Annotated in this window: 22 protein-coding genes, 1 tRNA gene and 1 other RNA gene; 16 read left to right on the top strand and 8 right to left on the bottom strand. The window is 66.5% G+C overall.

The window, feature by feature from the left end:
* Positions 1-159 precede the first annotated feature (159 nt).
* From ACYYG1_RS05780 to cysS, 8 genes are all read left to right on the top strand, one after another.
* The gene (locus tag ACYYG1_RS05780) at positions 160-843 is read left to right on the top strand and encodes a queuosine precursor transporter (protein ID WP_461209338.1); all 684 of its coding nucleotides are present in this window, start codon (positions 160-162) and stop codon (positions 841-843) included.
* Positions 844-890: 47 nt separating this feature from the next.
* Positions 891-1,799, top strand: coding sequence for an NAD(P)/FAD-dependent oxidoreductase (locus ACYYG1_RS05775; protein WP_461209337.1), 909 nt, complete (start codon positions 891-893; stop codon positions 1,797-1,799).
* Positions 1,800-1,923: 124 nt separating this feature from the next.
* Positions 1,924-1,999, top strand: a tRNA-Ile gene (locus tag ACYYG1_RS05770).
* 131 nt (positions 2,000-2,130) lie between these two features.
* Complete coding sequence (locus ACYYG1_RS05765) at positions 2,131-2,925, top strand: Nif3-like dinuclear metal center hexameric protein (protein ID WP_461209336.1); 795 nt, start codon at positions 2,131-2,133, stop codon at positions 2,923-2,925.
* Positions 2,926-3,000: 75 nt separating this feature from the next.
* Positions 3,001-3,834, top strand: coding sequence for a zinc ribbon domain-containing protein (locus ACYYG1_RS05760; protein ID WP_461209335.1), 834 nt, complete (start codon positions 3,001-3,003; stop codon positions 3,832-3,834).
* A gap of 38 nt (positions 3,835-3,872) precedes the next feature.
* An RNA gene (rnpB, locus tag ACYYG1_RS05755) (RNase P RNA component class A) lies at positions 3,873-4,237 on the top strand.
* A 112-nt stretch (positions 4,238-4,349) separates the two neighbouring features.
* On the top strand, positions 4,350-5,546 hold the full coding sequence (ispD, locus tag ACYYG1_RS05750; RefSeq protein WP_461209334.1) for a 2-C-methyl-D-erythritol 4-phosphate cytidylyltransferase: 1,197 nt from the start codon (positions 4,350-4,352) through the stop codon (positions 5,544-5,546).
* A gap of 171 nt (positions 5,547-5,717) precedes the next feature.
* On the top strand, positions 5,718-7,175 hold the full coding sequence (gene cysS / locus ACYYG1_RS05745; protein ID WP_461209333.1) for a cysteine--tRNA ligase: 1,458 nt from the start codon (positions 5,718-5,720) through the stop codon (positions 7,173-7,175).
* 82 nt (positions 7,176-7,257) lie between these two features.
* Here cysS and ACYYG1_RS05740 read toward each other — a convergent pair whose 3' ends face one another.
* On the bottom strand, positions 7,258-7,641 hold the full coding sequence (locus ACYYG1_RS05740) for a (R)-mandelonitrile lyase (RefSeq protein WP_461209332.1): 384 nt from the start codon (positions 7,639-7,641) through the stop codon (positions 7,258-7,260).
* Between the two features lie 56 nt (positions 7,642-7,697).
* Entirely contained in the window at positions 7,698-8,885 is a 1,188-nt protein-coding gene (locus ACYYG1_RS05735; RefSeq protein WP_461209331.1) for an iron-containing alcohol dehydrogenase, read from the bottom strand.
* 176 nt (positions 8,886-9,061) lie between these two features.
* Here ACYYG1_RS05735 and ACYYG1_RS05730 point away from each other — a divergent pair, with 176 nt between their 5' ends.
* Positions 9,062-9,985: an AraC family transcriptional regulator gene (locus tag ACYYG1_RS05730; protein ID WP_461209330.1), complete on the top strand. Its 924-nt coding sequence runs from the start codon at positions 9,062-9,064 to the stop codon at positions 9,983-9,985.
* A gap of 195 nt (positions 9,986-10,180) precedes the next feature.
* On the opposite strand, the gene ACYYG1_RS05725 is transcribed toward ACYYG1_RS05730, so the two are convergent.
* Complete coding sequence (locus ACYYG1_RS05725; protein ID WP_461209329.1) at positions 10,181-10,936, bottom strand: flavodoxin family protein; 756 nt, start codon at positions 10,934-10,936, stop codon at positions 10,181-10,183.
* Positions 10,937-11,189: 253 nt separating this feature from the next.
* Between ACYYG1_RS05725 and ACYYG1_RS05720 the strand changes: the two genes are divergently transcribed.
* Both ACYYG1_RS05720 and ACYYG1_RS05715 read left to right on the top strand, forming a co-directional pair.
* Entirely contained in the window at positions 11,190-12,068 is an 879-nt protein-coding gene (locus ACYYG1_RS05720; protein WP_461209328.1) for a DMT family transporter, read from the top strand.
* Positions 12,065-12,781 carry a dienelactone hydrolase family protein gene (locus ACYYG1_RS05715; protein WP_461209327.1) on the top strand — a complete coding sequence of 239 codons (717 nt, stop codon included), beginning with the start codon at positions 12,065-12,067 and terminating at the stop codon, positions 12,779-12,781. The genes ACYYG1_RS05720 and ACYYG1_RS05715 overlap by 4 nt, the downstream gene beginning before the upstream one ends.
* Positions 12,782-12,784: 3 nt before the next feature.
* Here ACYYG1_RS05715 and ACYYG1_RS05710 read toward each other — a convergent pair whose 3' ends face one another.
* The 5 genes from ACYYG1_RS05710 to rsmD are packed head-to-tail and all read right to left on the bottom strand — an operon-like array spanning position 12,785 to position 16,355.
* Complete coding sequence (locus tag ACYYG1_RS05710; protein WP_461209326.1) at positions 12,785-13,699, bottom strand: nickel/cobalt transporter; 915 nt, start codon at positions 13,697-13,699, stop codon at positions 12,785-12,787.
* A complete protein-coding gene (locus tag ACYYG1_RS05705) occupies positions 13,696-14,316 on the bottom strand; it encodes a DUF1007 family protein (RefSeq protein ID WP_461209325.1) in 621 nt (206 codons plus the stop codon). Before ACYYG1_RS05705 ends, ACYYG1_RS05710 begins: the two co-directional genes overlap by 4 nt.
* 49 nt (positions 14,317-14,365) lie before the next feature.
* On the bottom strand, positions 14,366-15,280 hold the full coding sequence (gene miaA / locus ACYYG1_RS05700; RefSeq protein WP_461209324.1) for a tRNA (adenosine(37)-N6)-dimethylallyltransferase MiaA: 915 nt from the start codon (positions 15,278-15,280) through the stop codon (positions 14,366-14,368).
* A gap of 2 nt (positions 15,281-15,282) precedes the next feature.
* Positions 15,283-15,807, bottom strand: coding sequence for a pantetheine-phosphate adenylyltransferase (gene coaD, locus ACYYG1_RS05695; protein ID WP_461209323.1), 525 nt, complete (start codon positions 15,805-15,807; stop codon positions 15,283-15,285).
* Complete coding sequence (rsmD, locus tag ACYYG1_RS05690; protein ID WP_461209322.1) at positions 15,786-16,355, bottom strand: 16S rRNA (guanine(966)-N(2))-methyltransferase RsmD; 570 nt, start codon at positions 16,353-16,355, stop codon at positions 15,786-15,788. Before rsmD ends, coaD begins: the two co-directional genes overlap by 22 nt.
* A 220-nt stretch (positions 16,356-16,575) precedes the next feature.
* Between rsmD and ACYYG1_RS05685 the strand changes: the two genes are divergently transcribed.
* From ACYYG1_RS05685 to ACYYG1_RS05665, 5 genes are all read left to right on the top strand, one after another.
* The gene (locus tag ACYYG1_RS05685; protein ID WP_461209321.1) at positions 16,576-19,176 is read left to right on the top strand and encodes an ATP-binding protein; all 2,601 of its coding nucleotides are present in this window, start codon (positions 16,576-16,578) and stop codon (positions 19,174-19,176) included.
* Positions 19,177-19,201: 25 nt separating this feature from the next.
* Entirely contained in the window at positions 19,202-20,602 is a 1,401-nt protein-coding gene (locus tag ACYYG1_RS05680) for a sigma-54-dependent transcriptional regulator (RefSeq protein WP_461209320.1), read from the top strand.
* A 318-nt stretch (positions 20,603-20,920) separates the two neighbouring features.
* Complete coding sequence (locus ACYYG1_RS05675) at positions 20,921-21,790, top strand: isocitrate lyase/PEP mutase family protein (RefSeq protein WP_461209319.1); 870 nt, start codon at positions 20,921-20,923, stop codon at positions 21,788-21,790.
* 122 nt (positions 21,791-21,912) lie between these two features.
* Positions 21,913-22,920, top strand: coding sequence for a TRAP transporter substrate-binding protein (locus ACYYG1_RS05670; protein WP_461209318.1), 1,008 nt, complete (start codon positions 21,913-21,915; stop codon positions 22,918-22,920).
* Between the two features lie 162 nt (positions 22,921-23,082).
* The coding region (locus ACYYG1_RS05665) for a TRAP transporter small permease (RefSeq protein ID WP_461209317.1) at positions 23,083-23,291 on the top strand (209 nt) is incomplete at its 3' end.

Raw genomic sequence — 23,291 nt, 5'->3', positions numbered from 1 at the left:
CGGGGACGCGGCCTTTTTCCTGCCTGCGGCCCGCTCCGCGCGCCCTTTTCCGGCCCAACGGCCTTGACCGCCGGGCCGGTATGGGTCATTTATTTCGGATTCCGGCACACGCCGGGAAGGAGGCCGCCCTCCTTCTAAAACTAACTCCGGAGTTGACAGATGAACGAACTGCTTTGGCTGGGCTTCGCCCTCACGGACCTGACCCTGGTGGTGGTCCTGTTCCGCCTGTTCGGCAGGCCCGCCCTGTACGCGCTCATCGTCTTCAACCTGATCCTGTGCAACATCCAGGTGTTGAAGACCATCGAGCTGTTCGGGCTGACCACGACCCTGGGCAACGTACTCTACGCCAGCGTGTTCCTGGCCACGGACCTGCTGGGCGAATTTCACGGCCGCGAGGCCGCGCGCAAGGGCGTACTCCTGGGCTTCGCCACCCTGGTCATGGCCACGGGCTACATGCAGCTGGCGCTGCTGTTCACGCCCGCCCCGGGGGACTTCGCCCAGCCGCACCTGAAAGGCATCTTCGGGTTCATGCCGCGCCTGGCGGCGGCCAGCCTGGCGGCCTATCTGGTTTCGCAGCTGCACGACGTCTGGGCCTTCCACTTCTGGAAGCGCCGCACCGACGGCAGGATGCTCTGGCTGCGGAACAACGCCTCCACCCTGGTCAGCCAGTTCCTGGACTCGGCCATCTTCTGCCTGGGGGCCTTCTGGGGACTGTTCGAGACCCCGGTGCTCGTGGAAATTTTCGCCACCACCTACGCCTTCAAGGCGGTGGTCGCGGTCCTGGACACCCCGTTCATCTACCTGGCCCGGCACGTCCCGCCGCCCGAGAACCACACGGCCTGACACCGGGAAGACGAAACAACCATCCGCATCCACTCCGGGAGTAGCGCATGACAAACGTCCAGCTTCTGATCATCGGACAAGGCCCGGCGGGCCTCTCCGCCGCCATCTACGCCGCGCGCGCGAACGTGGACACCGTGGTCGTGGGCATGAAGCCCAAGATCGACGGGGACTACCCCATAGACAACTATTTCGGCTTCCCCGAGACCGTCAGCGCCGCCGACCTCATGGCCTCGGGCCGCGCCCAGGCCGAGCGCTTCGGCGCGAAGATCGTGGACCAGCGCGTGCTCACCGTGCATATGGAGGAGGACATGACCTACAAGGTCAAGACCGAATCCGGGGAGTACAAGGCCTGCGCCGTGCTCATCGCCGCCGGGGTCTCCAAGACGGGCTCGGGCATCGCCAACGAGGACGCATACGACGGCAAGGGCGTGTCCCACTGCGTGTCCTGCGACGGGTTCTTCTACCGCGGCCGCCAGGTCACGGCCCTGGGCGAGGGCGTGTACGCCGCCAACCAGGCCCTGGAGCTGTTGACCTACACGGACAAGGTGGCCCTGTGCACCCAGGGCAAGAAGCCCGCCTTCGGCGACGACGTGCGCGCCCGGCTGGAGGCCGCCGGCATCCGGATCATCGAAAAGAAGATCACGGCCCTGGAGGGCGAGAACGGCCTGGAACGCGTGCGCTTCGAGGACGGCGAGGCCTTCGACACCGAGGGCCTGTTCATCGCCATGGGCGAGGCCGGGTCCACGGACTTCGCCTACACCCTGGGCCTGGAGCGCAACGCCCCCTACCTGGTGGCCAACGAGCGCCAGGAGACCAACCTGCCCGGCATCTACGCCGCCGGGGACTGCGTGGGCCGCTTCAAGCAAATCGCCGTGGCCGTGGGCGAAGGGGCCATCGCCGCCCGCCAGGCCATCAAATACGTGAAGGAAAAATGCCCCAAGGAAAAAGCCGACTGATCCCGCTCTCTTCCCGGCCGGACGCCCTCGCGTCCGGCCGGATTTTCCCCTTCCTCCCGCGCCCGACCCGTTGACAATCCTGTCACTTTTCCGCTATGTGGAACGGCTCGACGATTTGGCGGCCGGGCCAATAGCTCAGTTGGCAGAGCTTCCGGCTCATAACCGGATGGTCGTAGGTTCGAATCCTACTTGGCCCACCATTTGGACACGACTCGCAGGCTCCCGGTTCCCTTCCCGCCGCCATATCCGGGACACAAGGGCCGGACACGAAGAAAGAGGTGTTTTCCGCCTTTACAGACACAGGGAAGCACCTTGATTTTTTGGAGAAAGCATGAACGTCCAGAACGTCATCGCCTGCATTGAGCATATCGCCCCGCCCGAGGGGCAGGCCGACTGGGACAACAGCGGCGTGCAGATAGCGGGCCTGTGCGAGGACGTGGCGCGCCTGGCCGTGACCATCGACCCCTCGCCCCGGGCCGTGGCCGCCGCCCTGGACTGGGGCGCGGACATGGTGCTCACGCACCATCCCCTGTACCGCAGCCCGCTGCCTCTGTCGCGCCCCGGCTATTTCCTGGACACGGCGCGCGCCGTCCTGTCCGCCGGGGCTTGGCTGTACGCGGCGCACACGTCCCTGGACGTGCAGAGCGCCGGGCCCGCGGGCTGGCTGGCCCGGGAGCTGGGGCTGGCCCATTGCGCGGTCCTGGAACCCACGGACCCGGGCGACCCGGGCGCGGGCTTCGGCCTGGCCGGGGCTCTGCCCGAGGCCATGCCCTGGAAAGACTTTGCCGTGCGCCTCGGCCAGGCCGTGGAGCGCGATTTTTGGACCCTGTCGGGCGAGACCCCGCAGACCGTCGGCCGCGTGGCCTATTGCACGGGCTCGGGATCCTCGCTCATGGACGCGGCCGCCCTCGCGGGGGCGGACGTCTTCGTCACCGGAGACATGAAATACCACCAGGCCCTGGAATCCCCGCAGTTCACCGTGGACGTGGGGCATTTCTCCCTGGAGGAACGCATGACCCGGGAGTTGGCGGATCTCGTGGCGGACCAACTGGGCAAGGAAGGCGTGAAGGTGCGCTTCTTCCCCGGCCTGGAGCCCTTCACGGTCCACCGGCCCGTTAAAATTTGACCCGTCGCCCCCGCGGGGGCGCGCCGAACCCCCCGCCCGCATTCGGGCGAACCAAGGGAGGAAACCCCGTTGAGCATGTATCTCGAACAAATCGAACAACTCGTGGTCCTGCAGAAAGTGGACGACGAGATCGTCGGCCTGGAGGCCGAGCTGGAAAATCTGCCCAAGGAGCTGGCCGAGCTGGAAACCAAGAGCGAAAACTTCGCCAACCGGCTGGCCCAGTTCGACGAGAAGATCGATATCCTGAAGACCCAGCAAAGGCGCCTCGACTCCGAGATCGAGGACAACTCCTCCATGATCAAAAAGAGCAAGAACAAGCTCATGCTGGCGGGCAACACCCGCGAGTATCACGCCATGATGCGTGAGATGGACAACATGGAGAAGGTCAACCGCATGCGCGAGGAAGAGCGCGTGGCCCTGGCCGAGGAGCTGGAGCGCCAGACCGGCCTGCGCGCCGAGGTGTCCGCCGAGGCCGAGGAGCTCTCGGCCAAGTTGGAGGAATACCAGACCGGCATCAAGAAGCGCAGCGCCGCCGCCAAGAAGCGCCTGGCCACCCTGTCCAAGAAACGGGAGACCGCCTGCGCCGTGGTGCCCAAGCCCGTGCTCGGCCGCTACGAGTTCATCCGCTCGCGCATCTACCATCCGGTCATCGTGCCCGTGGTGGACGGCGTCTGCAGCGGCTGCAACATCCGCATCCCCCCGCAGATATTCATCGACCTGCAGAAGGGCGAGCAGATCATCAGCTGCCCCAACTGCCAGCGCCTGACCTACTGGTGCGAGCACTTCGAGGACAAGGAAGCCGCCCCCACCTCCCAGGCCGCCGCCAAGGAGGCCGCCGAGGCCAAGACCGATGCCCTGCTGGAGGCCGAAGCCGAAGCCCAGGCCGAGATCGAGGCCGACGAGGAATAGACTGGACTGCGGCCCCTCGAGGCCTTAGAGGATATTTGGGAGCCGGACAGGCCATCGCCGCGCCCCTTTTGGGGCGGGGAGGAAAGTCCGGGCTCCGCAGGGCGGGACGCTGGATAACGTCCAGGAGGGGCGACCCTCGGAAAGTGCCACAGAGAACAGACCGCCCGCCAGCTTGGCGGGTAAGGGTGAAACGGTGGGGTAAGAGCCCACCAGCGGCCATGGCGACATGGCCGGCTTGGTAAACCCCGTCCGGAGCAAGGCCAAATAGGAAGGCGATCGAGGCCGGCTCGGCCGATGCCTTCGGGTAGGCTGCTTGAGGCCGCGGGCAACCGCGGTCCTAGAGGAATGATGGCCGCCCCGCGCAAGCGGGGAACAAAACCCGGCTTATCGTCCGGCTCCCATTCATCAGCGACGGGCGCGCCGCGGGCATCCGCCCCGGCGCGCCCGACCTTTTCAGGGCTTGCGGGCCGTGCCCGGAAGCGGATACCATCGGCCGAAGACCTCATGGAGCGACAATGACCACCTGGGCCGTACTCCTGGCCGCCGGAAGCGGCACGCGCATGGCCGCCGCCGGGCTGCCGCGCAGCAAGCAATTCCTCATCTGGCGGGGCCTGCCCCTGTACTGGCAGGGCGCAAGCGTCCTGGCCCGCGTGGCGCGGATCTCCGGGCTGGTGCTGGTGTTTTCGCCCGACCAGTTCGAGACCGCGCGCGCCGAGGCCGAGGACCTGGCCAGGGACCATCCCCTGCGCCTGCCCTGGCGCTTCGCCGTGGGCGGGGAGCGCAGGCAGGACTCCGTGCTGAACGCCCTGGCCGCCCTGCCCGGCGACTGCGACCGGGTGCTGGTGCACGACGCGGCGCGGCCCTTCGCCTCCGCCGCCCTGGCCGCGCGCCTGTTGGACGCCCTGGACCTAGGCGCGCGGGCCGTGGTGCCCGCCGTGGCCGTGGCCGACACGGTGAAGCGCGTGGTCCCCGGCGGCGCGGGGGCCGAGGTGGTGGCCGAGACCCTGCCCCGGGTCGAACTGCGCGCCGTGCAGACGCCCCAGGCCTTCGACCTCGCGCTCCTCAGGCAGGCCCACGCCTTTTGCGGGGAGCGCGGCCTGGCCGTCACGGACGACGCCTCCATGATCGAGGCCATGGGCGCGGAGGTGGCCGTGGTCCCGGGCGAGGAGACCAACAAGAAGATCACCACACCGGAGGACCTGGCCATGCTGGCGAGCGACGAGCCCGCTCCCCTGCCCGTGACGGGCTGGGGCTACGACGTGCACAAGTACGGGCCGGGCAGGCCCATGGTGCTGGGCACCGTGCCCATCCCGGGCGGGCCCGAGGTCCAGGCCCACTCCGACGGCGACGTGCTGCTGCACGCCCTGGCCGACGCGCTGCTGGGCTGCCTGGGCCGGGGCGATATCGGCGAGCATTTCCCGGACACGGACCAGCGCTACAAGGGCATCCAGTCCTCGGTGCTGGTCAACGAGGTCCTGGCCATGGCCCGCGAGGACGGCCTGCGCCTGACCCACGCGGACCTGACCCTGGTCTGCCAGACCCCGCGCCTGTCCCCGTACAAGGAGCAGATCCGCGACGCCGTGGCCAGGCTCCTGGTCCTTGACAAGGGCCGCGTGAACGTCAAGGCCACCACCGAGGAGGGCCTGGGCTTCACGGGCAGCGGCCAGGGCATCAAGGCCGTGGCCTGCGTCACGGGCCTCGCGCGGGGCTGAACCCCGGCGGCGCGGGCCCTCGGGCTTTGACGGCCCCGGGCAATTGATGCATTATCCCTACCCCCGCGCCACGGACTGGAGCGCCCCGTGGATGCGACGATAAAGCTCAACGAACACAGTACCCTACAACTCAAGTCGGCCGAAGGGGCCGCCGGACACGGAGAGAACCGGATGCAGATCTACAACACCATGACCCGTCGCAAGGAAGAATTCATCCCCCAGGAGCCAGGACGCGTGCGCATGTACGTCTGCGGCATCACCGCCTACGACTACTGTCACATCGGCCACGCCCGCTCCGCGGTGGTCTTCGACGTGCTGGTGCGCTACCTGCGTTCCCTGGGCCTCGACGTGACGTTTGCCCGCAACTTCACCGACGTGGACGACAAGATCATCAACCGCGCCAACGAAAACGGCGAGGACCCCAGAGAACTGGCCGAGCGCTTCATCCAGGCCTTCTACGAGGACATGGACCGCCTGAACATCGTGCGCGCGGACATCGAGCCCAAGTGCACCGAGCACATCCCCGAGATGCTGACCCTGACCCAGGAGCTCATCGACAAGGGCCACGCCTACGCCACGGACTCCGGCGACGTGTACTTCCGCGTGCGCTCGTTCAAGGACTACGCCAAGCTCTCGGGCCGCGACATCGACGAGATGCGCTCGGGCGCGCGCGTGGCCCCGGGCGAGGAAAAGGAGGACCCGCTGGACTTCGCCCTCTGGAAGGCCTCCAAGCCCGGTGAGCCCACCTGGGACAGCCCCTGGGGCCCCGGCCGCCCGGGCTGGCACCTGGAGTGCTCGGCCATGAGCGACAAGCACCTGGCCCTGCCCCTGGACATCCACGGCGGCGGCCAGGACCTGGTCTTCCCGCACCACGAGAACGAGATCGCCCAGTCCGAGGCCGCCACGGGCAAGGAAATGGCGCGCTACTGGGTGCACAACGGGTTCGTGCAGGTGGACTCGGAGAAGATGTCCAAGAGCCTGAACAACTTCAAGACCATCCGTGAGATCATGGAGGCCTACCAGCCCGAGACCCTGCGCTACTTCCTGATCACCAAGCACTACCGCAGCCCCGTGGACTTCACCTTCGAGAACATGGACGAGGCGGAGAAGAACCTGAAGCGCATCTACACGCTGCTGGCCGAGCTCAAGGAGGCCGTGGCCCGCGATAAGTGGTCCGGGGCCGCCCTGCCCGAGGGCCTGGCCCAGGACCTCGACTCCATCGAGGCCGACTGGGACGCGGCCATGGCCGACGACATGAACACCGCCGCCGCCCTGGGCCACGTGTTCGGGGCCGTGCGCCTGGCCGGGCGCATCGCCGAGGACAAGGCCATGCGCAAGAGCAAGGACGCCAAGGTCCTCTGGGAGCGCGTCATCGCGGACTTCGAGAAGTGGAGCCAAGTGCTCGGCGTGTTCGGCATGGACCCGCAGGAATTCCTCACGGGCCTTCGCGACGTGAAGGCCAAACGCAAGGGCGTGGACACCGCCAAGGTGGACGAGCTGCTGGACAAGCGCCAAGCCGCCCGCGCGGCCAAGGACTTCGCCGCCTCCGACGCCCTGCGCGACGAACTGGCCGCCATGGAAATCGAAGTCCAGGACACGCCGACGGGCCAGGTCTGGGACGTCGTCTAGGGCGCTGTAGAGCTACAGCCTTGCACAATGAAAAAGCCGCCCAAGGGCGGCTTTTTCATTGTGCAAGGGATAAGATTACCGGTCAGTCCGCGACTTTCTCCATCCACGCCACGGCCGAGCCGTCCAGTTCCTCCTGCACGGCGATGTGCGTCATGGCGGTGTGGGGGGCGGCCCCGTGCCAGTGCTTTTCGCCCGGAGCGAAGCGCACCACGTCGCCGGGGCGGATGGTTTCCACGGGCCCGCCTTCGCGCTGAGCGCGGCCGCAGCCCGCCATGACCACCAGGGTCTGGCCCAGGGGATGGGTGTGCCACGCGGTGCGCGCCCCGGGCTCGAAGGTCACGCTGGCCCCGGTCACGCGGGACGGGGCCTCGGCCTCCATGAACAGCGGGTCCAGGCGCACGGTCCCGGTGAACCACTCCCCGGGGCCACGCATGGACTGCTGGGTTCCGTTCTTCTTGATTTCCATTACTTGCACTCCTTTATCCAGCGCATCCGCCGCTTTCGCCGCTTTCGCCGCTTTCGCTACAGGGCGGAACGCAGGACCTCGATGATATCTTCCCTGCTCATGGCCGGGCGGCCGAGCAGGTTTCCGTCCGCGTCGTGCAGCACCAGGCGCGCGTCGTCCGCGTATTGCGCGAACAGCTCGTCGCCGATGCCCAGCTCGGGCAGCCGCGTGGGGCAGCCGATGGAACGCAGGAATACCTCGAAGGCGTCGATGCCCTCCCGGACCACGACCAGGGCGTCCCTGCCCTGTGGAGATATCCCGAACACCCGCTCGGCGAACTGCGCGAAGCGTTGGGGCCGCGCCTTGGCCGCGAAACGCATCCAGGCCGGATTGACCACGGCCAGGCCCGCGCCGTGGGTCACCCCGTTGTGCGCGGACAGGGCATGCTCGATCATGTGCACCGGGGGCAGCATGTCCACCCCCGCCTGCACCCAGCCGTTGAGGGCCACGATGGAAGCCCACTGGACCTGGGCCCTGGCTTCGAGGTCGTTGCCGTCGGCAACGGCCCTGCGGCCCCATTCGATGGCGTTGATAACCACGCCCTCGGCAAAGCGGTCCTGGATGGGGGTGCCGTCCACGCCGTTGAAATAGCCCTCGGTCACGTGGGTGATGATGTCGCAGACCCCATAGGCGGTCTGGTCCCGGGGCACGGTGAGGGTCAACTCGGGGTCGACCAGGGCCGCACGCGGATACAGGCACGGCGCGGACACGAAGGACTTCACCCTGGTCTCGTCGTTGGAGATGACCGCGCCGCAGTTCATCTCCGAGCCGGTGGCGGCCAGGGTGGGCACGGTGATCACGGGCAGGGCCTCGGTGGGAACGGCCCAGTCCTCCTGGCCGTGGCCGATCATATCCCAGGGGTCGCCGTCGTACAGCACGCCCGCCGCTATGGCCTTGGACGCGTCCATGGTGCTGCCGCCGCCCAGGGCGATGACCACGTCGCAGCCCCGGCTGCGCGCGATGTCCACTCCGCGTCTGACCGAGGTGATCCTCGGGTTGGGCTCCACGCCCGCGCATTCGGCCACGTCCACGCCCGCAGCCTTCAGGGCGTCCATGGCGCGGTCGAACACGCCGCTGCGCTTGACGCTGCCGCCGCCCGTGACCACCAGGGCCTTGTGCCCGTGTTCGCGGGCGATCTCGCCCAGCCGGGAAAGGGTCCCGGCGCCGAAAATCAGTTTCGTTGGATTGTAGAACTCGAAATTCATGGCTCCCTCCTGTGGGTGCTGGTTGTTTGCATCGTGAGTGTCGGTGTACGACGCGAACGGGAGACGGCGGTAGACCGATCCTGTGGGATTCTTGCCTGATCGTCCGAAGCACAGGGAGGACGGGTTGTCCATGACCGCCAGGGTCTGATAGAAGGAACGGACCAAGGAGGACGGAAATGAACCAAGAACACGACGCCACCGCCCTGGAGGAACTGCTCCTGGCCCGCCGCGCATTGGCCGAGAAGATTGCCCGATGGACCGAGGGGGACCCCTTGCTGTCAACCCGTGTCCCGGGGCTGTTGCTCATGCGCTACGAGTCGCCCACGGAGCCGGCGAGCTACACCCAGGAGCCCGGCGTCTGCCTCGTGGCCCAAGGGGCCAAGCGCGTGCTTCTGGCGGACGAGGAATACGTGTACGACGCGCACCACTATCTGATCACCTCCGTGGGCCTGCCCGTGGTGGCCAACGTGGTCGAGGCCAGCAGGGAAACACCACTGCTCGGCCTGGTGATGCGCATCGACCTGCGCGCGGTGACGCGGCTTCTCGTGGACGGCGCCTTGCCCCAGCCCCGAGGCGCACGGACCGGGCGGGGCATGGCCGTGAGCGAAATCTCGCTGCCCTTGGTGCAGGCCTTCAACAGGCTCGTGGACCTACTGGACGAACCCGCGGACATCCCCATCCTGGCCCCGCTGCTGGAACGGGAAATACTCTACCGGCTGCTCGTGGGGGACCAGGGCGCGCGGCTGCGCCAGATAGCCACGGCGGGCAGCCACGGCCACCAGATCGCCCGGGCCGTCGAGTGGCTCAAGGAAAACTACGCCCAACAGTTCAAGGTGGAGGGGCTGGCGGAGCAGGCCGGAATGAGCGTCTCGACCTTTCACCACCATTTCCGGGCCTTGACGTCCATGAGCCCCCTGCAGTTCCAGAAATGGCTCAGGCTGCACGAGGCCAGGCGGCTGATGCTCACCGAACGCCTGGACGCGGCGTCCGCCTCCCTCCAGGTGGGCTACGAGAGCCCCTCCCAGTTCAGCCGCGAGTACAAGGGCCTGTTCGGAGCGCCTCCCGTGCGGGACATCAAGCGTCTGCAACAGGCCATGTAGGCGCGCGACCAAGGAAGCCCTTGAATGCGGGGCGGGGTTGGGGCACAAGGAGCGATCATGTCCACGCATCGCAGCCCCATGGAACCCGCGCCGTGAGCGCCGCCCCTTCCTCGGCCCATGCCCGGGCCGCCCTGGTCATGGCGGCCACGGCCCTGTTCTGGAGCACCGGAGGCCTGGCAATCAGACGATCTCCCGCTACTCAGCCGTCCAGCTTTCTCCACTGGCCGCACCATTCTGCCGGTCCTCCCTTATCTGCAAAATAGTTTGCGTCATCTGCCGAAGGGTGGCCTCCGGGTCGTTTACATATCCTTTATTAGCTGTTTCAAGTAATGCCCTGCTGATCTTTCCTTGTGATACCAACTCCGTTCCACACAACCGCACGGCTTCAAGTTGATCGGCCAGCAGCTCCGGCTCGGCAACAAGAAGGTGCGACGCCGGAAAATGAAATTCCCCGTCGAGTTGCCAGCCCATGTTGTCGACAATCCGGTTGAATATTCTGCTGATGGAGACGAAAGACTCTTTTTCTGGATTTCCCGCCGTGAAAATCAATACGACTTTTTGTTTCTTTTTTTTGCTTTTCAGATGATATGTTCTTCCGTTCCTGAATTCAAAAAACGCATCCAGAGTTGACCGCATGCGCTCGAATATTTTTTTCATGTTGCTGGGCATGGAATCGAAATATACAGGGCAGGCAAAGACAAGCAGGTCAGCTTCATCCATTTTTTGAATGACTGCCCCCATGTCGTCGTCGAATTTACACACGCCAGGAGTTTCAAAAAGACACTTTCCGCAGCTTTCACAGGCTACTATTTTTTGCTTGGAGGAATACATCACATCATATTGAGCACCAGCAGAATCAGCGCCTTGTAAAAAATTCTTCAAAACTATTTCCGTGAATCCATTTTCCGACCGATGACTCCCATTCATTGCAAGGATAGTATAATTTTTCATTATAATTCCATACCTTCCTATTCATTACACAGGGAATAGACAATGAACCACACTACAACACTATGATAAACCTTTTATACTATGGGCTACAAGAATTCCACTTCGATATCCAGATCAAATACTCCTTCGGCACACAAAAAACCGCCTTCGGGCGACTTTTTCATTGGACGAAAAGATGCCCTTGAATGCGGGGCGGGGTTGGGGCACAAGGAGCGATCATGTTCATGCATCGCAGCCCCATGGAACCCGCGCCGTGAGCGCCGCCCCTTCCTCGGCCCATACCCGGGCCGCCCTGGTCATGGCGGCCACGGCCCTGTTCTGGAGCACCGGGGGGCTGGCCATCAAGGTCATCGACCTGCACCCCATGGCCATCACGGGCGCGCGCAGCGCCCTCTCGGCCCTGGTGCTGGCCCTGATCATGGGCCTGATCATGGGCCGCAGGCTGTCCTTCTCCCTGTCCCCGGCCGCCCTGGGCGCGGCACTGGGGTATTCGGGGATGCTGGTGACCAACGTCATCGCCACCAAGCTGACCACCTCGGCCAACGCCATCCTGTTGGCCTACACCGCGCCGGTGTACGTGGCGCTCCTGGCCCCGGCCGTCCTCAAGGAGCGCACCCGCCCCTCGGACTGGGTCTTCGTGGCCGTGTGCCTCGCGGGCATGGTGCTGTTCTTCCTGGACGAGCTCACGCCCGCCGGGCTCTGGGGCACGGCCACGGCCACGGCCACGGGCCTGTGCTACGCCGTGTTCACCCTGTGCATGCGCTCCCAGAAGGCCGCGTCCCCGGTGGAGTCGGTGATACTGGGCCACGCGCTCACGGCGCTGTGCGGCCTGCCCTTCCTGGTCCATGGCCTGCCCGACGCGGCGGGCTTGGGGGGGCTCTTGTACCTCGGCGTGATCCAGCAGGGCCTGCCCCTGCTCCTCTATGTCTGGAGCATCAAGCGCCTGGGCGCCCTGGAGGCCGTGCTGATCACGACCCTGGAGCCCGTCTGCAACCCCGTGTGGGTGGCCCTGGGCTACGGCGAGCTGCCCGGCCCCTGGGCCGTGGCGGGCGGCGCGGTGGTCATCGGCGCGGTGACCCTACGCGGGGTCGCCGGGGCCCTGCGCGTCCCCCGCAGGAGGACGACGGCATGAGCGCTCCGCAACCGCTGGCCTACGCCCACCAGGGCGTGGAACTGGAAGGCCTGGTCCTGCGCCCCGAAGGGCAAGGCCCCTGGCCCGGGGCGCTGTTGATCCACGAATACACGGGCCTCGGGGACTATCTGCTGCCCCACGCCGAAGCCCTGACGCGCGAGGGCTATCTCGTGCTCTGCCACGACATGTACGGGCGCGGCGTGCGCGCCCGGGACCGCGCCGAGGCCTCGATCCTGTCGCGCCCCTTCAGGCAGGACCGCCTGCTCATGCGCGGCCGCGCCCTGGCCGGGCTGGACGCCCTGCGCGCCCTGCCCGGGGTGGACGCGAGGCGCTGCGTGGCCCTGGGATTTTCCTTTGGCGGCGGGGCCGTGCTGGAGCTGGCGCGGAGCGGCGCGGACGTCAAAGCCGTGGCCAGCTTCTACGGCTATCCGGACACCACGCACCCGGCGAACCCCGGGGACGTGCGCGCCCGGGTGCTGGTGCTGCACGGGGCCCTGGACAGGGTGGCCAGCATGGACCAGCTGGCGCAATTGGAAGGGGAAATGGACGTTGCGGGCGCGGACTGCCGCGTGGTGGTCTACCCCCGGGCCGGGCACGCCTTCTCCAACCTCTCGGCCCGGCCGGACCCGGCCTCGGGCTCCTTCCCCTGCGCCGAGACCCACGCCGACGCCTGGGCCGAAACGCTGGCCTTCTTCAAGGCCTCCGGAGCCTGAGTCCTACCCGAAGGTCCCCAGGAACAGGGACAGCCCCAGGGCCAGGATCACCAGCCCGCCCGCCAGGGACAGGAACGCGTGCAGGCCGCCAGCCAGCCTCGGCCGGGCAGCGGACAGGGAAAGCACCGAGGTCCGGCAGCAGGCCGCCAGCACGGCGGCCGTGGCGATGGTCAGGCCCATGCCCAGGGCCATGGCGACCACGGCGGCCAGCCCCAGCCCCCAGGCCCCCAGGGCCAGGGAAAACAGCAGCACGATGGCCGCGCCCGGACAGGGCACCAGGCCCGTGGCCAGGGCCGTGGCCCAGAAGCCACGGCGGCTGGTTCGCGCCGCGCCCTGCTCTTTGCGGCCCCGCACCCCCTCGACCATGATCCACATGGCCAGGCAGGCCACCAGCAGATAGCTGGCCCGCTCCAGCCACAGACCCCGGCTGGAGAACCCGGCCATGGACGCGCCCTCGAAGACCACCCGCAGGACCAGCACCAGGAGCACGGCCGAGGCCGCATGGGCCGCGCCCATGGCCAATCCCAGGAGCGCGGCGCGCGCGGGCGGCTCCCCGCGCGCCAGCACGAAGGACGTGGCCACGGCCTTGCCGTGCCCGGGACCGGCCGCGTGCACCGCGCCGTAGCCCAGGGCCAGGCCCAGAAAGGCCAGCAGCCCCCAGGCCGAACAATGGGCGTGCAGGGCCCGCACCCGGGCCGAGAGCCCGGAGCGCAGCTCCCGCTGCACGCGCACCACGCGCTGCATGAACGCCCCGAACGCCGCGCCCGAGGGCCGGGAAACGGAATCCCCAGGCTGCCGCGCTTGCGCGTCCGCCTCGGCGCGGCCGCCGCCCGAGGCGAAGGGATTCGCGGTGGTGGCCGCCAGGCACGGAACAGCCAGGGCCGCCAGGAGGATGATCGCTGCGAGCAGGCGCATCATCGCGGGGCGAAGGTCAGGGTTATCTCCGGGGTCCAGACCTGGAACGGAGAGTACAGCTTGTCCGAGTTCAGGCGCACGCGGACCTGCGTGTCGAAGGCCCCGGCGCGCTCCAGCCCGGGCTTGGCCTCTTCGGGAGTGTAGACGTCGGCGTAGTATTCCGGATCGTGCACCGAAAGCAGCACCGTGTGCCCGCCTCCGGCGGCCGGAACCTCGCAGGGCACGAAGAACTCGTAGAACAGCCTGGCGTGGATCAAGCCCACGCGAAAGTCCCGCACCTCGCTCACCCTGCGCACGGCGCCGTCCACCTCGACGAAGGTGAAGTAATCGAAGTTCTTGAGGTTATCGAAGGCCCCGGCCTTCACGGCCGCGATCTCCGCCCGGGAAAAGTCATGGTCCCCGTCCTTGTCGAAGTCCTCCAGGATCATGGTCCCGAACATGTCGTCGAACACCCAGCGCACGCGGACGCCCGACAGGCCCTGGTCCGAAAACACGAAGCACACGTCGTTGTCCACGAACACGTGGGGGTGCGCCAGGGCCGGGGTACAGTGAAAAAAGGAGAACAGGGCCGCGGCGAACAGCGGCAGCCACCGAAAGGCAAGAAATCGAACGCGTTGCATGACGGGGATAGTGGCTTTTCCAAGCCGGATTGGCAAGGGCGACGGGTCCCTAGGCGACCAAAAACGCCCGCGCCGCAGCCAGCATGGCCGCATGCTCCCCGGGCCGGAACCAGGCCACGTCCTTGTCGGCCTTGAACCAGGTCAACTGGCGCTTGGCGTAGGCCCGGGTGTTCCTGCCCCAGAGGCGCTTGCACTCCTCCAGGTCGATTTCCCCGCGCAGGTGGGCCAGGACCTCGGCGCAGCCGATGCCGCTCCAGCCCGGGGCGTCGGGGTCGGCGTTCTTCCCCATGGCCGCGCGGGCCTCGTCCAGGGCCCCGGCCTCGAGCATCACGTCGATGCGCTGATAGAGATACGGGGTCAACTCGGGCAGGGGCAGGCCCACGCCCAGCTTCAGAGCGTGGATGTCCCGGGCCTCGGCGGTTTCGGCGTGCCAGCAGGACAGGGGTTTGCCCGTGCCCGCGTAGACCTCCAGCCCGCGCATGATGCGCTGGCGGTCGTTGGGGTGCAGGCGCGCGGCCAGAGCCGGGTCCACGGCGGCCAGGTCGCGGTGCAGTCCGTTGGGGCCCAGGCGTTCGCAGGCCTCCTGGATCTTTTTGCGGATGGCCTCGGGAATGGGCGGGATGGGGGCCAGGGGTTGCAGCAGGGCCTTCAGGTACAGGCCCGTGCCGCCCACCAGGACGGGCAGCGCGCCCCGGCCGCGCACCTGGGCGATGGTCTCCAGGAGCAGGTCGGCGTAGGCCGCCGCCCCCAGGGAGCGGTGCGTGGGCAAAAAACCGTACAGCAGGTGCGGGCAGAGCCGACGCTCGTCCAGAGTGGGCTGGGCCGTGATGACGGGGAAATCCTCGTAGACCTGGCGGGAATCGAAGTTCAGGACCTCGCCGCCCAGCTCCCGGGCCAGGGCGATGCCCGCGCCGGTCTTGCCGGCGGCCGTGGGGCCCACGACGCAGAGCACCGAGACGGCCATGGCTACCCGGCGTCCCCGCCCTGCTCCCTGGCGCGCTCGGCGCAGCGCTTATAGATCTCGGGCACCAGCACGTTGGGCACCAGACCCTGGATGTTGCCGCCGTGGCAGGCCGCCTCCTTGATGATGGAGGAACTGATGTACATCCACTTGTAGTCGGTCATCAGGAACACGGTCTGCACGTCGCGCGCCAAGCGGCGGTTCATGAGGGCCATCTGGAACTCGTACTCGAAGTCCGAGATGGCCCGCAGCCCGCGCAGGATGGCCTTGACCCCGCGGCGCTGCACATAGTCCACCAAGAGGCCGGAGAACGGCTCCACCTTCACCTTGGGGTCGTCCTCGAAGACCTTCTCGGCCAGGGCCACGCGCTCGTCCAAGGTGAACAGAGGGCGTTTGCCGGAATCGGCGGCCACGCCCACGATGACGGTGTCGAAAAGCTTGAGTCCCCGTCGCACGATGGAGACGTGGCCGTTGGTCAGGGGATCGAACGTCCCGGGATAGATGGCGGTCACTGCACGGTCCTCGTCCATATCAGAATCCTTGTCTGCCCATACAGCCTGTCGGCTTCGAGGGCCAGATCAGCATGCACGGTCTCGGGGCGGATGTCCAATGCCGCCTCCACCTCGGCCAGCACGAAGGCCCCGGGCGCGACCCAGCCATTGGCCAGAGCCAGCTCCAGGGCCGGGACCAGCAGGTCCTTGCCATAGGGCGGATCGATGAACACTAGGCCGTACTGGCGGTCCGGCGCGGCGGCGAGGGCCTTGAACAGATCCGCGCAGAGCACCCGCGCCCTGGACCGGGGGATCCCCAGATCCTTCAGGTTGCCCTCGATGCAGGCCGCGGCCTTCTTGTTCTTCTCCACGAAGGCGGCGTGGGCCGCGCCCCGCGACAGGGCCTCCAGAGCCAGTGAGCCGCTGCCCGCGAACAGGTCCAGCACGGCCAGCCCGTCCCAGGCGAGCCCCCGGGCCTCCAGCATGGAGAACACGGCCCCGCGCACCTTGCCCGTGGCCGGGCGGTAGCCCGGGCCCTCCACGGAGCGGATGGTCCGCCCGCCCAATGTGCCGCCGATGATCCGCATCTCGCCTCTCTTTTTTCCGCGCGGCCCCGTCGCCGTGCGCGGGGCGCACCATATACCAATTCGTCCCGGCGCGCATCCCCGGGGCATCTTGGCAAAAGAATTGCTTGGATGTACGAACGGACTACACACTCAACTACCCTCGTACGGACACCTCACGGCCGCCCGTCCCCGCCAGAGAAGGCGAAAGGCCCGGCCGCAGCCCTGCTGACGTGGAGAACAGATGCCTCTGCCCAAGGACAAACGCCTAAACAGCCTGCCCATGGTTTCCGCCTTCGTCCTGTTCCTGGTGATCCTGTCGCTGGCGCTCGGCGTCATCTCCCTGGTGACCCTGCACCTGTTGGCTCAGGACAACCTGCGCAGCTCGCATCGCCAGGACATGGAGATCCTCTCCAAGCAGATGGAGCACAACCTCAAGCAACGCATGGAGGTCATCCGCACCCTGGCCCACAACAAGCTGGCCGCCGACGTGCTCCAGGGCGAGGCCGGGCAGGACAACCACGACATCCGCCTGGCCCTGAACACGGCCAACGAGGTCATGCATTCCGAGCTCATCGCGGTCTACGACAGGTCCGGCACCATCGTCTCCAGCTCGGACAACAAGGCCGCGTCCACCACGGGCAACAACTATTCCTTCCGGCCCTACGTGCACCAGTCCCTGCGCGGCGAGACCGCCGTGTTCCCGGCCTTCGGCGCCGTCACCCGGAGCCGCGGCCTGTACCTCAGCGCGCCCGTATACGTGGACGGCGAGCCCATGCCCCTGGGCCTGATCATGCTCAAGATCGGCATCGAGGAGGTGGAAGGCCTACTCAAGGAGACCGAGGACCCCACGGCCGTCGTCTCCCCCGAGGGGGTCATCTTCGCCAGCAACCAACCCGGCTGGCTGTACCATTCCATCAGGCCCCTGGGCGGCTCGGCCATGGAGAACATCAAGCGAACCCGCCAGTTCGGCCCCAACGACATCAAACCCCTGGACTTCGACCTGGACAGGCAGCGGGTAACCATGGACGACCAGGAATATCTCGTGGCCACGGTGCCCTATCCCGTGCGCGGCTGGCGCATCGTGTCCTGCCGCCTAGCGACGCCGGTGGCGCCCATCCCCATGCTGCACAAGGTGCTCCTGGTCCTGACGCTGAGCGTCACGGGCGGCCTGGCCGTGCTGGTCTTCTTCCTGCTGGCCAACATCCAGCGCCGCCGCAGGACGGAATCCCGCCTGCGCCGCGCCGAGGAAAAATACCACGGCATCTTCAAGAACGCGGCCATGGGCATCTTCCAGAGCACCCTGGAAGGCGCCTACATGGAGGCCAGCCCCTCCCTGGCGCGCATCCTGGGCTACCGGGACCCACAGCACCTCATGGAGTCCGTTTCCGACATCGGACGGGACGTCTACCTGGACCCCAACGAACGCGAGGCCTTCATCGCCCGTCTGGGCATGGAGCAGAAGATCGACGGCTACGAGACCCTGGTGCGCCGCCGCGACGGCGGGATCATCCGGGTCTCCATGTCCTGCCGCCTGGTTTCCAACGCGCGGGACGAACGGCCCTTCCTGGAGGGCTCGCTCCTGGACATCACCGAGCAGCGCCGCGCCGAGGAGGCCCTGCGCCGCGAGCACGCCATCGTCTCGCGGATCATGGAGACCAGCCCCCTGGGCATCATCCTGGCCGACACCTCCGGGGCCATCACCTTCGCCAACTCGCGGGCCGAGGACATCCTGGCCCTGGCCCGGGCCGGGGACGGCGGGGCGGGCTACGCCCAGCCGGCGGCCCTGATGACGGACATGGACGGCACGCCCCTGTCCCAGGAGGAGATCTTCGTCACCCGGGCGCTGCCCCATGGCGGCCAGCCCCAGGACGCGCGCGTGGTCCTGGAGCGCCCGGGCCGCGACCAGGTCTTCCTGGCCCTGCACACGGCCCCGCTCCTGGACCCCCGGGGCAGGCTCACGGAAACCGTGACCATCTTCGAAGACATCAGCGCCAAGATCCTGGTGGAGCGCGAAGAAGCCAAGCGCCAGCAGCAGCTGGTGCAGGCCGACCGCATGATCTCCCTGGGCATCCTGACCTCGGGCGTGGCCCACGAGATCAACAACCCCAACACCTTCATCATGTCCAACGCCCAGCTGTTCGCCGAGGCCTGGCAGGAAACCGGGGCCATCCTCGACGAATACCACCGCGACAACGGCGACTTCGTCATCGGCGGCCTGCCCTACTCCAAGTTCCGCGAAAAGGTCCCCGTGCTCTGCTCGCGCATCCTGGAAGGGGCCGTGCGCATCCAGCGCATCGTCAAGGAGCTGCGCACCTATTCGCGCCAGAGCACCGTGGAGGCCCTGGTTCCCGTGCAGGTCAACGAGGTCATCCAGTCCGCCGAGATCCTCCTGGGCAGCATGATCCGCAAATGCACCGACAACTTCTCCCTGGAGCTCGCCGACGGTCTGCCCCTGGTGCGCGCGGATTTCCAGCGCCTGGAGCAGGTCGTCATCAACGTGGTCCAGAACGCCTGCCAGGCCCTGACCGGCCCGGGCCGGGCCATCCACGTGCGCACGGCCCTGGAGGCCGGATTCGTGGTCCTGGAATGCCGCGACCAGGGCGTGGGCATTCCCGAGAACCAGCTGGGGCACGTCACGGACCCCTTCTTCACCACCAAGCGCGACACCGGAGGCACCGGCCTCGGGCTGTCCATATCCCTGAGCATCGTCCGGGAATTCGGGGGCTCACTGGAATTCGACTCCCGCCCCGGAGAGGGCACCACCGTACGCATCCGCATACCGGCCGACATCTCCCTGCCCAGAACCCCAACCCCCCTGGGCGCAGGAACGTTCCCGCGATAAACCAGAGCGACAAGGAAGCACACGCATGAGCATCAAGAGCCAGTCAGACAAACCCATACTCGTGGTGGACGACGAGGCCGAAGTCCTGGAAAGTTTCGAGCTGATCCTGAACAGCGGCGGGTTCGAGCAGGTGGTCTGCTGCCAGTCCAGCGCCAAGGTGCGGCCGCTGATGGAGGAATATCCCTTCGAGGCCGTGCTCCTGGACCTGGTCATGCCCGGGCCCACGGGCCTGGACCTCCTGCCCAGGCTCACCGAGGAGCACCCCGAGGTGCCCGTCATCGTGATCACGGCCACGGACGAGCTGGAGACGGCCGTGGACTGCATGAAGGCCGGGGCCTTCGACTATCTGGTCAAACCCATGGAGAACATGCGGCTGCTCTCAAGCGTTCGCCGCGCCGTGGAGCGCCGCGAACTGGCGCGCGAGAACAAGGCCCTCAAGGAGCGCGTGCTCTCGGACGCCCTGGAGACCCCCGAGGCCTTCGCCGGGATCATCACCCGCAGCCCGGCCATGCTGGCCATCTTCCAGTACATCGAGGCCGTGGCCGCCTCGCCCGAGCCCGTGCTCATCACCGGGGAAACCGGGGTGGGCAAGGAGCTCATCGCCCGCGCGGTGTACAGCCTCTCCGGCCGCCCCGGCCCCTTCGTGAGCCTCAACGTGGCCGGGCTGGACGACGTGAACTTCTCGGACACCCTGTTCGGGCACCGGCGCGGGGCCTTCACGGGCGCGGACTCGGCCCGCGAGGGGCTCATCAAGCGGGCCGCCGGGGGCACCCTGTTCCTGGACGAGATCGGCGACCTGTCACCGGCCTCGCAGATCAAGCTGCTGCGCCTGCTGCAGGAGCAGGAATACTATCCCCTGGGCTCCGACGTGCCCCAGAAGGCCGACGTGCGCGTCCTGGCCGCCACCAACAAGCACCTGCGCACCATGGGCGAGGAGGACGGCTTCCGGCGCGACCTGTACTATCGCCTGCAGACCCACCACATCCGCATCCCGCCCCTGCGGGACCGCCTGGAGGACATCCCGCTCCTGGTGGAACATTTCATGAAGAGCGCGGCGGAAAAGCTCTGCAAGAAGCAGCCGTCCTACCCGCCGGAGCTCATCACCCTGCTCGGCTGCTACCATTTCCCGGGCAACGTGCGCGAACTGGAGACCCTGGTCCTGGACGCCGTGAGCAAGCACAAGTGCCGGATGCTCTCCCTGGACACCTTCCGGGACCGCGTGCACCAGGACGACCAGTTCCCCTGCCCGGCCTGCGACGGGCTCAAGGACTTCCTCACGGGCATGAACGTCCTGCCCACCCTGGAAGGCATCCAGACCTGCCTGATCCAGGAGGCCATGCGCAGGGCGCGCGGCAACCAGTCCGTGGCCTCGCGCTTCCTGGGCATCACCCAGCCCAGCCTCAGCCGCAGATTGAGCAAAGAATAGCTGCAATTCCAGCCGGATAACCAAACACCTATTCGATAATTCATAGCCGTTGCCCCCTTGGGGCAGCGGCTATTTCGTTAACATATCAGGAAAAACAGGATTATCGGCAAAACAGGCTATGCAATAACGCATAAGGGTTAAAGGCCGCAGGGGAGGGATTTTTCGTTCCGCCCCGGGAGAAAATCCCGGCGCCGGGCCATCCGCCGCATCCCGGCGGCGGTTGGACCGACTTTTGCTCTTCGGGAGTCGTTATCCGTTCGGCCAGGGGCCGGACGTCACGCGGAGACATAACCACCCTTCTCTCTCGGAGGTCACACAGTGAAGAAGACTACCCTGCTCAAGAAACTGCTCAAAGATCCCGAAATTCTCGTCGCCCCCGGCGCCTACGACGTGTTCAGCGCCAAGATGATCGAAGCCCTGGGCTACAAGGCCGTGTACATGACCGGCTACGGCCAGTCCGCCAGCGTCCTGGGCCAGCCCGACGTGGGCCTGTTGACCATGAGCGAGATGGCCCGCCGCGCCTCGGACATCGCCGCCGCCGTGGATGTGCCCGTGTTGGCCGACGGCGACACAGGCTACGGCAACCCCCTGAACGTGATCCGCACGGTGCGCGAGTACGAGAAGGCCGGGGTCTGCGCCATCCAGCTGGAGGACCAGGTTTTCCCCAAGAAGTGCGGACACATGATGGGCCGCAAGCTGATCCCCCAGGATGAGATGATCCAGAAGATCAAGGCCGCCTGCGACGCGCGCAAGGACGAGGACTTCGTGATCATCGCCCGCACGGACGCACGCACCAACTTCGGCATCGACGAGGCCATCAGCCGCGCCAAGGCCTACGAAGAGGCCGGCGCCGACCTCCTGTTCCTGGAGTCCCCGGAGAACGAGGAGGAGATGAAGAAGCTCAACAAGGCCTTCCCCGACACCCCCACCCTGGCCAACATGCTCGAAGGCGGCCGGACCCCCAACCTGAGCACCGACGACCTCCAGGCCATGGGCTACGGCATCGCCATCTACTGCACCGGCCCCCTGTACGCCGCCGCCAAGGGCGTCAAGGACTACCTCCTGGAGCTGAAGGACAAGAAGAGCACTTCGAACTTCAACGACTCCCTGATCACCTTCGAGGAGTTCAACTCCTTCATCGGCCTGCCCGCCTACTACGACCTGGAGGCCAAGTACAAGGCCGACTAGCCGCCGCGGCAAGGCCCGCACACCATTCGGCAAACCAGCCCGCAACAGCCGCCGTAGGGGCGGCCGTCGCGGGCCTGGCAATACACGCCGCGCCCCGGCGCGGCCAACAGACAGAGGGTGTTATGAGAAAGAAGTCACTGAGTATCCTTGTTACCTTCGTCTTCGCCCTAATCGTCTGCGCCGCCTCGGCGCAGACGGCCAAGGCCGAAAAGACCTACAAACTCACCTACTCGACCTATTTCAACCCCAAGTACACCTTTATTATCGAGCCGATGGAAAACTTCGCCAAAAAGGTCGAGCAGAAGACCAACGGCAAAGTGAAGATCGAAATTTACCACAGCGCCCAGCTGTACAAGGCCAAGGAAGAAGTCCCCGCCTGCGAGCGCGGCGACATCGACATGACCTCCCCCCTGGACACGTACACCACGGGCATCATCCCGGCCATGGGCATCGGCGGCCTGCCCTTCCTGTTCAAGGACGCCACCGCCATGCAGAAGGCCCTGCACGAAGGGCTCTGGGACCTGGGCGTGAAGGACGAGCTGGCCAAGCACAACCTGCACCTCTTGGGCGTCGCCTGCGCGGGCGGATACCAGATCTACTCCGAGGGCCCCGTGACCAAGCCCGCGGACTTCGAAGGCAAGCTCTGGGGCGTTTCCGGCAGCACGGCCAGCAAGATCTGCGAGGCCCTGGGCGGCTCCCCCACCACGCTGAGCTCCGGTGAGCTCTACCTGGCCCTGCAGCGCAAGCTGATCAACGGCTGCACCCGCCCGCTGATCACCGGCGCCGGGCGCAAGCTCTATGAAGTGGTCAAGGACCTGACCCTGACCAACATGTATTACTGCAACTGCTTCCTGGTCATCAACAAGTCCATCTGGGACTCCATGCCCAAGGACATCCAGGACGTCATGATGCAGTGCGCCAAGGAGCGCGACGAAGAGCAGCTCACCAAACTCATCGAATTCGAGGACGGCGTGATCCAGCTCTACAAGGACAAGGGCGTCGCGGTGCATACCCTCTCCGACGCCGAGTTCAAGGCCCTCGAGGACACCGTCGCCCCGGTCAACGACTGGTGGTTGTCCCAGGTCTCCAACGGCAAGCAGTACATCGACTTCGCGAAGAGTCATCGCTAGCGGCCCTTACCACCTCGATCTGATGGCATCCCGCTCTTGAACCTGCCATCCTCGTCCGCCACTACTGTTCCAGGGATGCCAGGCGGACAAACGGCACAACGCGTTGACACGTTCCCTGGAGGCCTCCGGGCCTCCGGGGAACGAATACAGGGGGCACCCAGCATGAACGGTCCAGGCAATCCCATCATCAACGGCATCACGAAACTTTCCCGCTTCGCCGAGATCCTCACGGAAATCGGCCTGGTGGCCCTGATGCTCATGGTCTTCAAGGAAGTCATCTTCCGCTACATCTTCGACCATCCGAGCACCTACAGCGTGGAGGTCAGCGAATACATCCTGATCTTCATGACCTTCATGGCCGCGGCCTGGGT

It is taken from the genome of Desulfocurvus sp. DL1XJH-121 (assembly GCF_054819825.1).
The sequence above is the reverse complement of the archived record's forward strand: the minus strand, read 5'-3'. Positions and strand labels throughout refer to the sequence as shown.

Excerpts from the sequence above, each read along its gene's own strand:
- ACYYG1_RS05735 (WP_461209331.1), bottom strand. The coding sequence starts at position 8,885 with ATGAATTTCGAGTTCTACAATCCAACGAAACTGATTTTCGGCGCCGGG.
- ACYYG1_RS05680 (WP_461209320.1), top strand. The coding sequence starts at position 19,202 with ATGAGCATCAAGAGCCAGTCAGACAAACCCATACTCGTGGTGGACGAC.
- ACYYG1_RS05730 (WP_461209330.1), top strand. The coding sequence starts at position 9,062 with ATGAACCAAGAACACGACGCCACCGCCCTGGAGGAACTGCTCCTGGCC.
- coaD (WP_461209323.1), bottom strand. The coding sequence starts at position 15,807 with ATGGACGAGGACCGTGCAGTGACCGCCATCTATCCCGGGACGTTCGAT.
- ACYYG1_RS05760 (WP_461209335.1), top strand. The coding sequence starts at position 3,001 with ATGTATCTCGAACAAATCGAACAACTCGTGGTCCTGCAGAAAGTGGAC.
- ACYYG1_RS05725 (WP_461209329.1), bottom strand. The coding sequence starts at position 10,936 with ATGAAAAATTATACTATCCTTGCAATGAATGGGAGTCATCGGTCGGAA.
- miaA (WP_461209324.1), bottom strand. The coding sequence starts at position 15,280 with ATGGCCGTCTCGGTGCTCTGCGTCGTGGGCCCCACGGCCGCCGGCAAG.
- ACYYG1_RS05685 (WP_461209321.1), top strand. The coding sequence starts at position 16,576 with ATGCCTCTGCCCAAGGACAAACGCCTAAACAGCCTGCCCATGGTTTCC.
- ACYYG1_RS05710 (WP_461209326.1), bottom strand. The coding sequence starts at position 13,699 with ATGATGCGCCTGCTCGCAGCGATCATCCTCCTGGCGGCCCTGGCTGTT.
- ACYYG1_RS05780 (WP_461209338.1), top strand. The coding sequence starts at position 160 with ATGAACGAACTGCTTTGGCTGGGCTTCGCCCTCACGGACCTGACCCTG.
- ispD (WP_461209334.1), top strand. The coding sequence starts at position 4,350 with ATGACCACCTGGGCCGTACTCCTGGCCGCCGGAAGCGGCACGCGCATG.
- ACYYG1_RS05715 (WP_461209327.1), top strand. The coding sequence starts at position 12,065 with ATGAGCGCTCCGCAACCGCTGGCCTACGCCCACCAGGGCGTGGAACTG.
- ACYYG1_RS05765 (WP_461209336.1), top strand. The coding sequence starts at position 2,131 with ATGAACGTCCAGAACGTCATCGCCTGCATTGAGCATATCGCCCCGCCC.
- cysS (WP_461209333.1), top strand. The coding sequence starts at position 5,718 with ATGCAGATCTACAACACCATGACCCGTCGCAAGGAAGAATTCATCCCC.
- ACYYG1_RS05670 (WP_461209318.1), top strand. The coding sequence starts at position 21,913 with ATGAGAAAGAAGTCACTGAGTATCCTTGTTACCTTCGTCTTCGCCCTA.
- ACYYG1_RS05775 (WP_461209337.1), top strand. The coding sequence starts at position 891 with ATGACAAACGTCCAGCTTCTGATCATCGGACAAGGCCCGGCGGGCCTC.
- ACYYG1_RS05740 (WP_461209332.1), bottom strand. The coding sequence starts at position 7,641 with ATGGAAATCAAGAAGAACGGAACCCAGCAGTCCATGCGTGGCCCCGGG.
- rsmD (WP_461209322.1), bottom strand. The coding sequence starts at position 16,355 with ATGCGGATCATCGGCGGCACATTGGGCGGGCGGACCATCCGCTCCGTG.
- ACYYG1_RS05705 (WP_461209325.1), bottom strand. The coding sequence starts at position 14,316 with ATGCAACGCGTTCGATTTCTTGCCTTTCGGTGGCTGCCGCTGTTCGCC.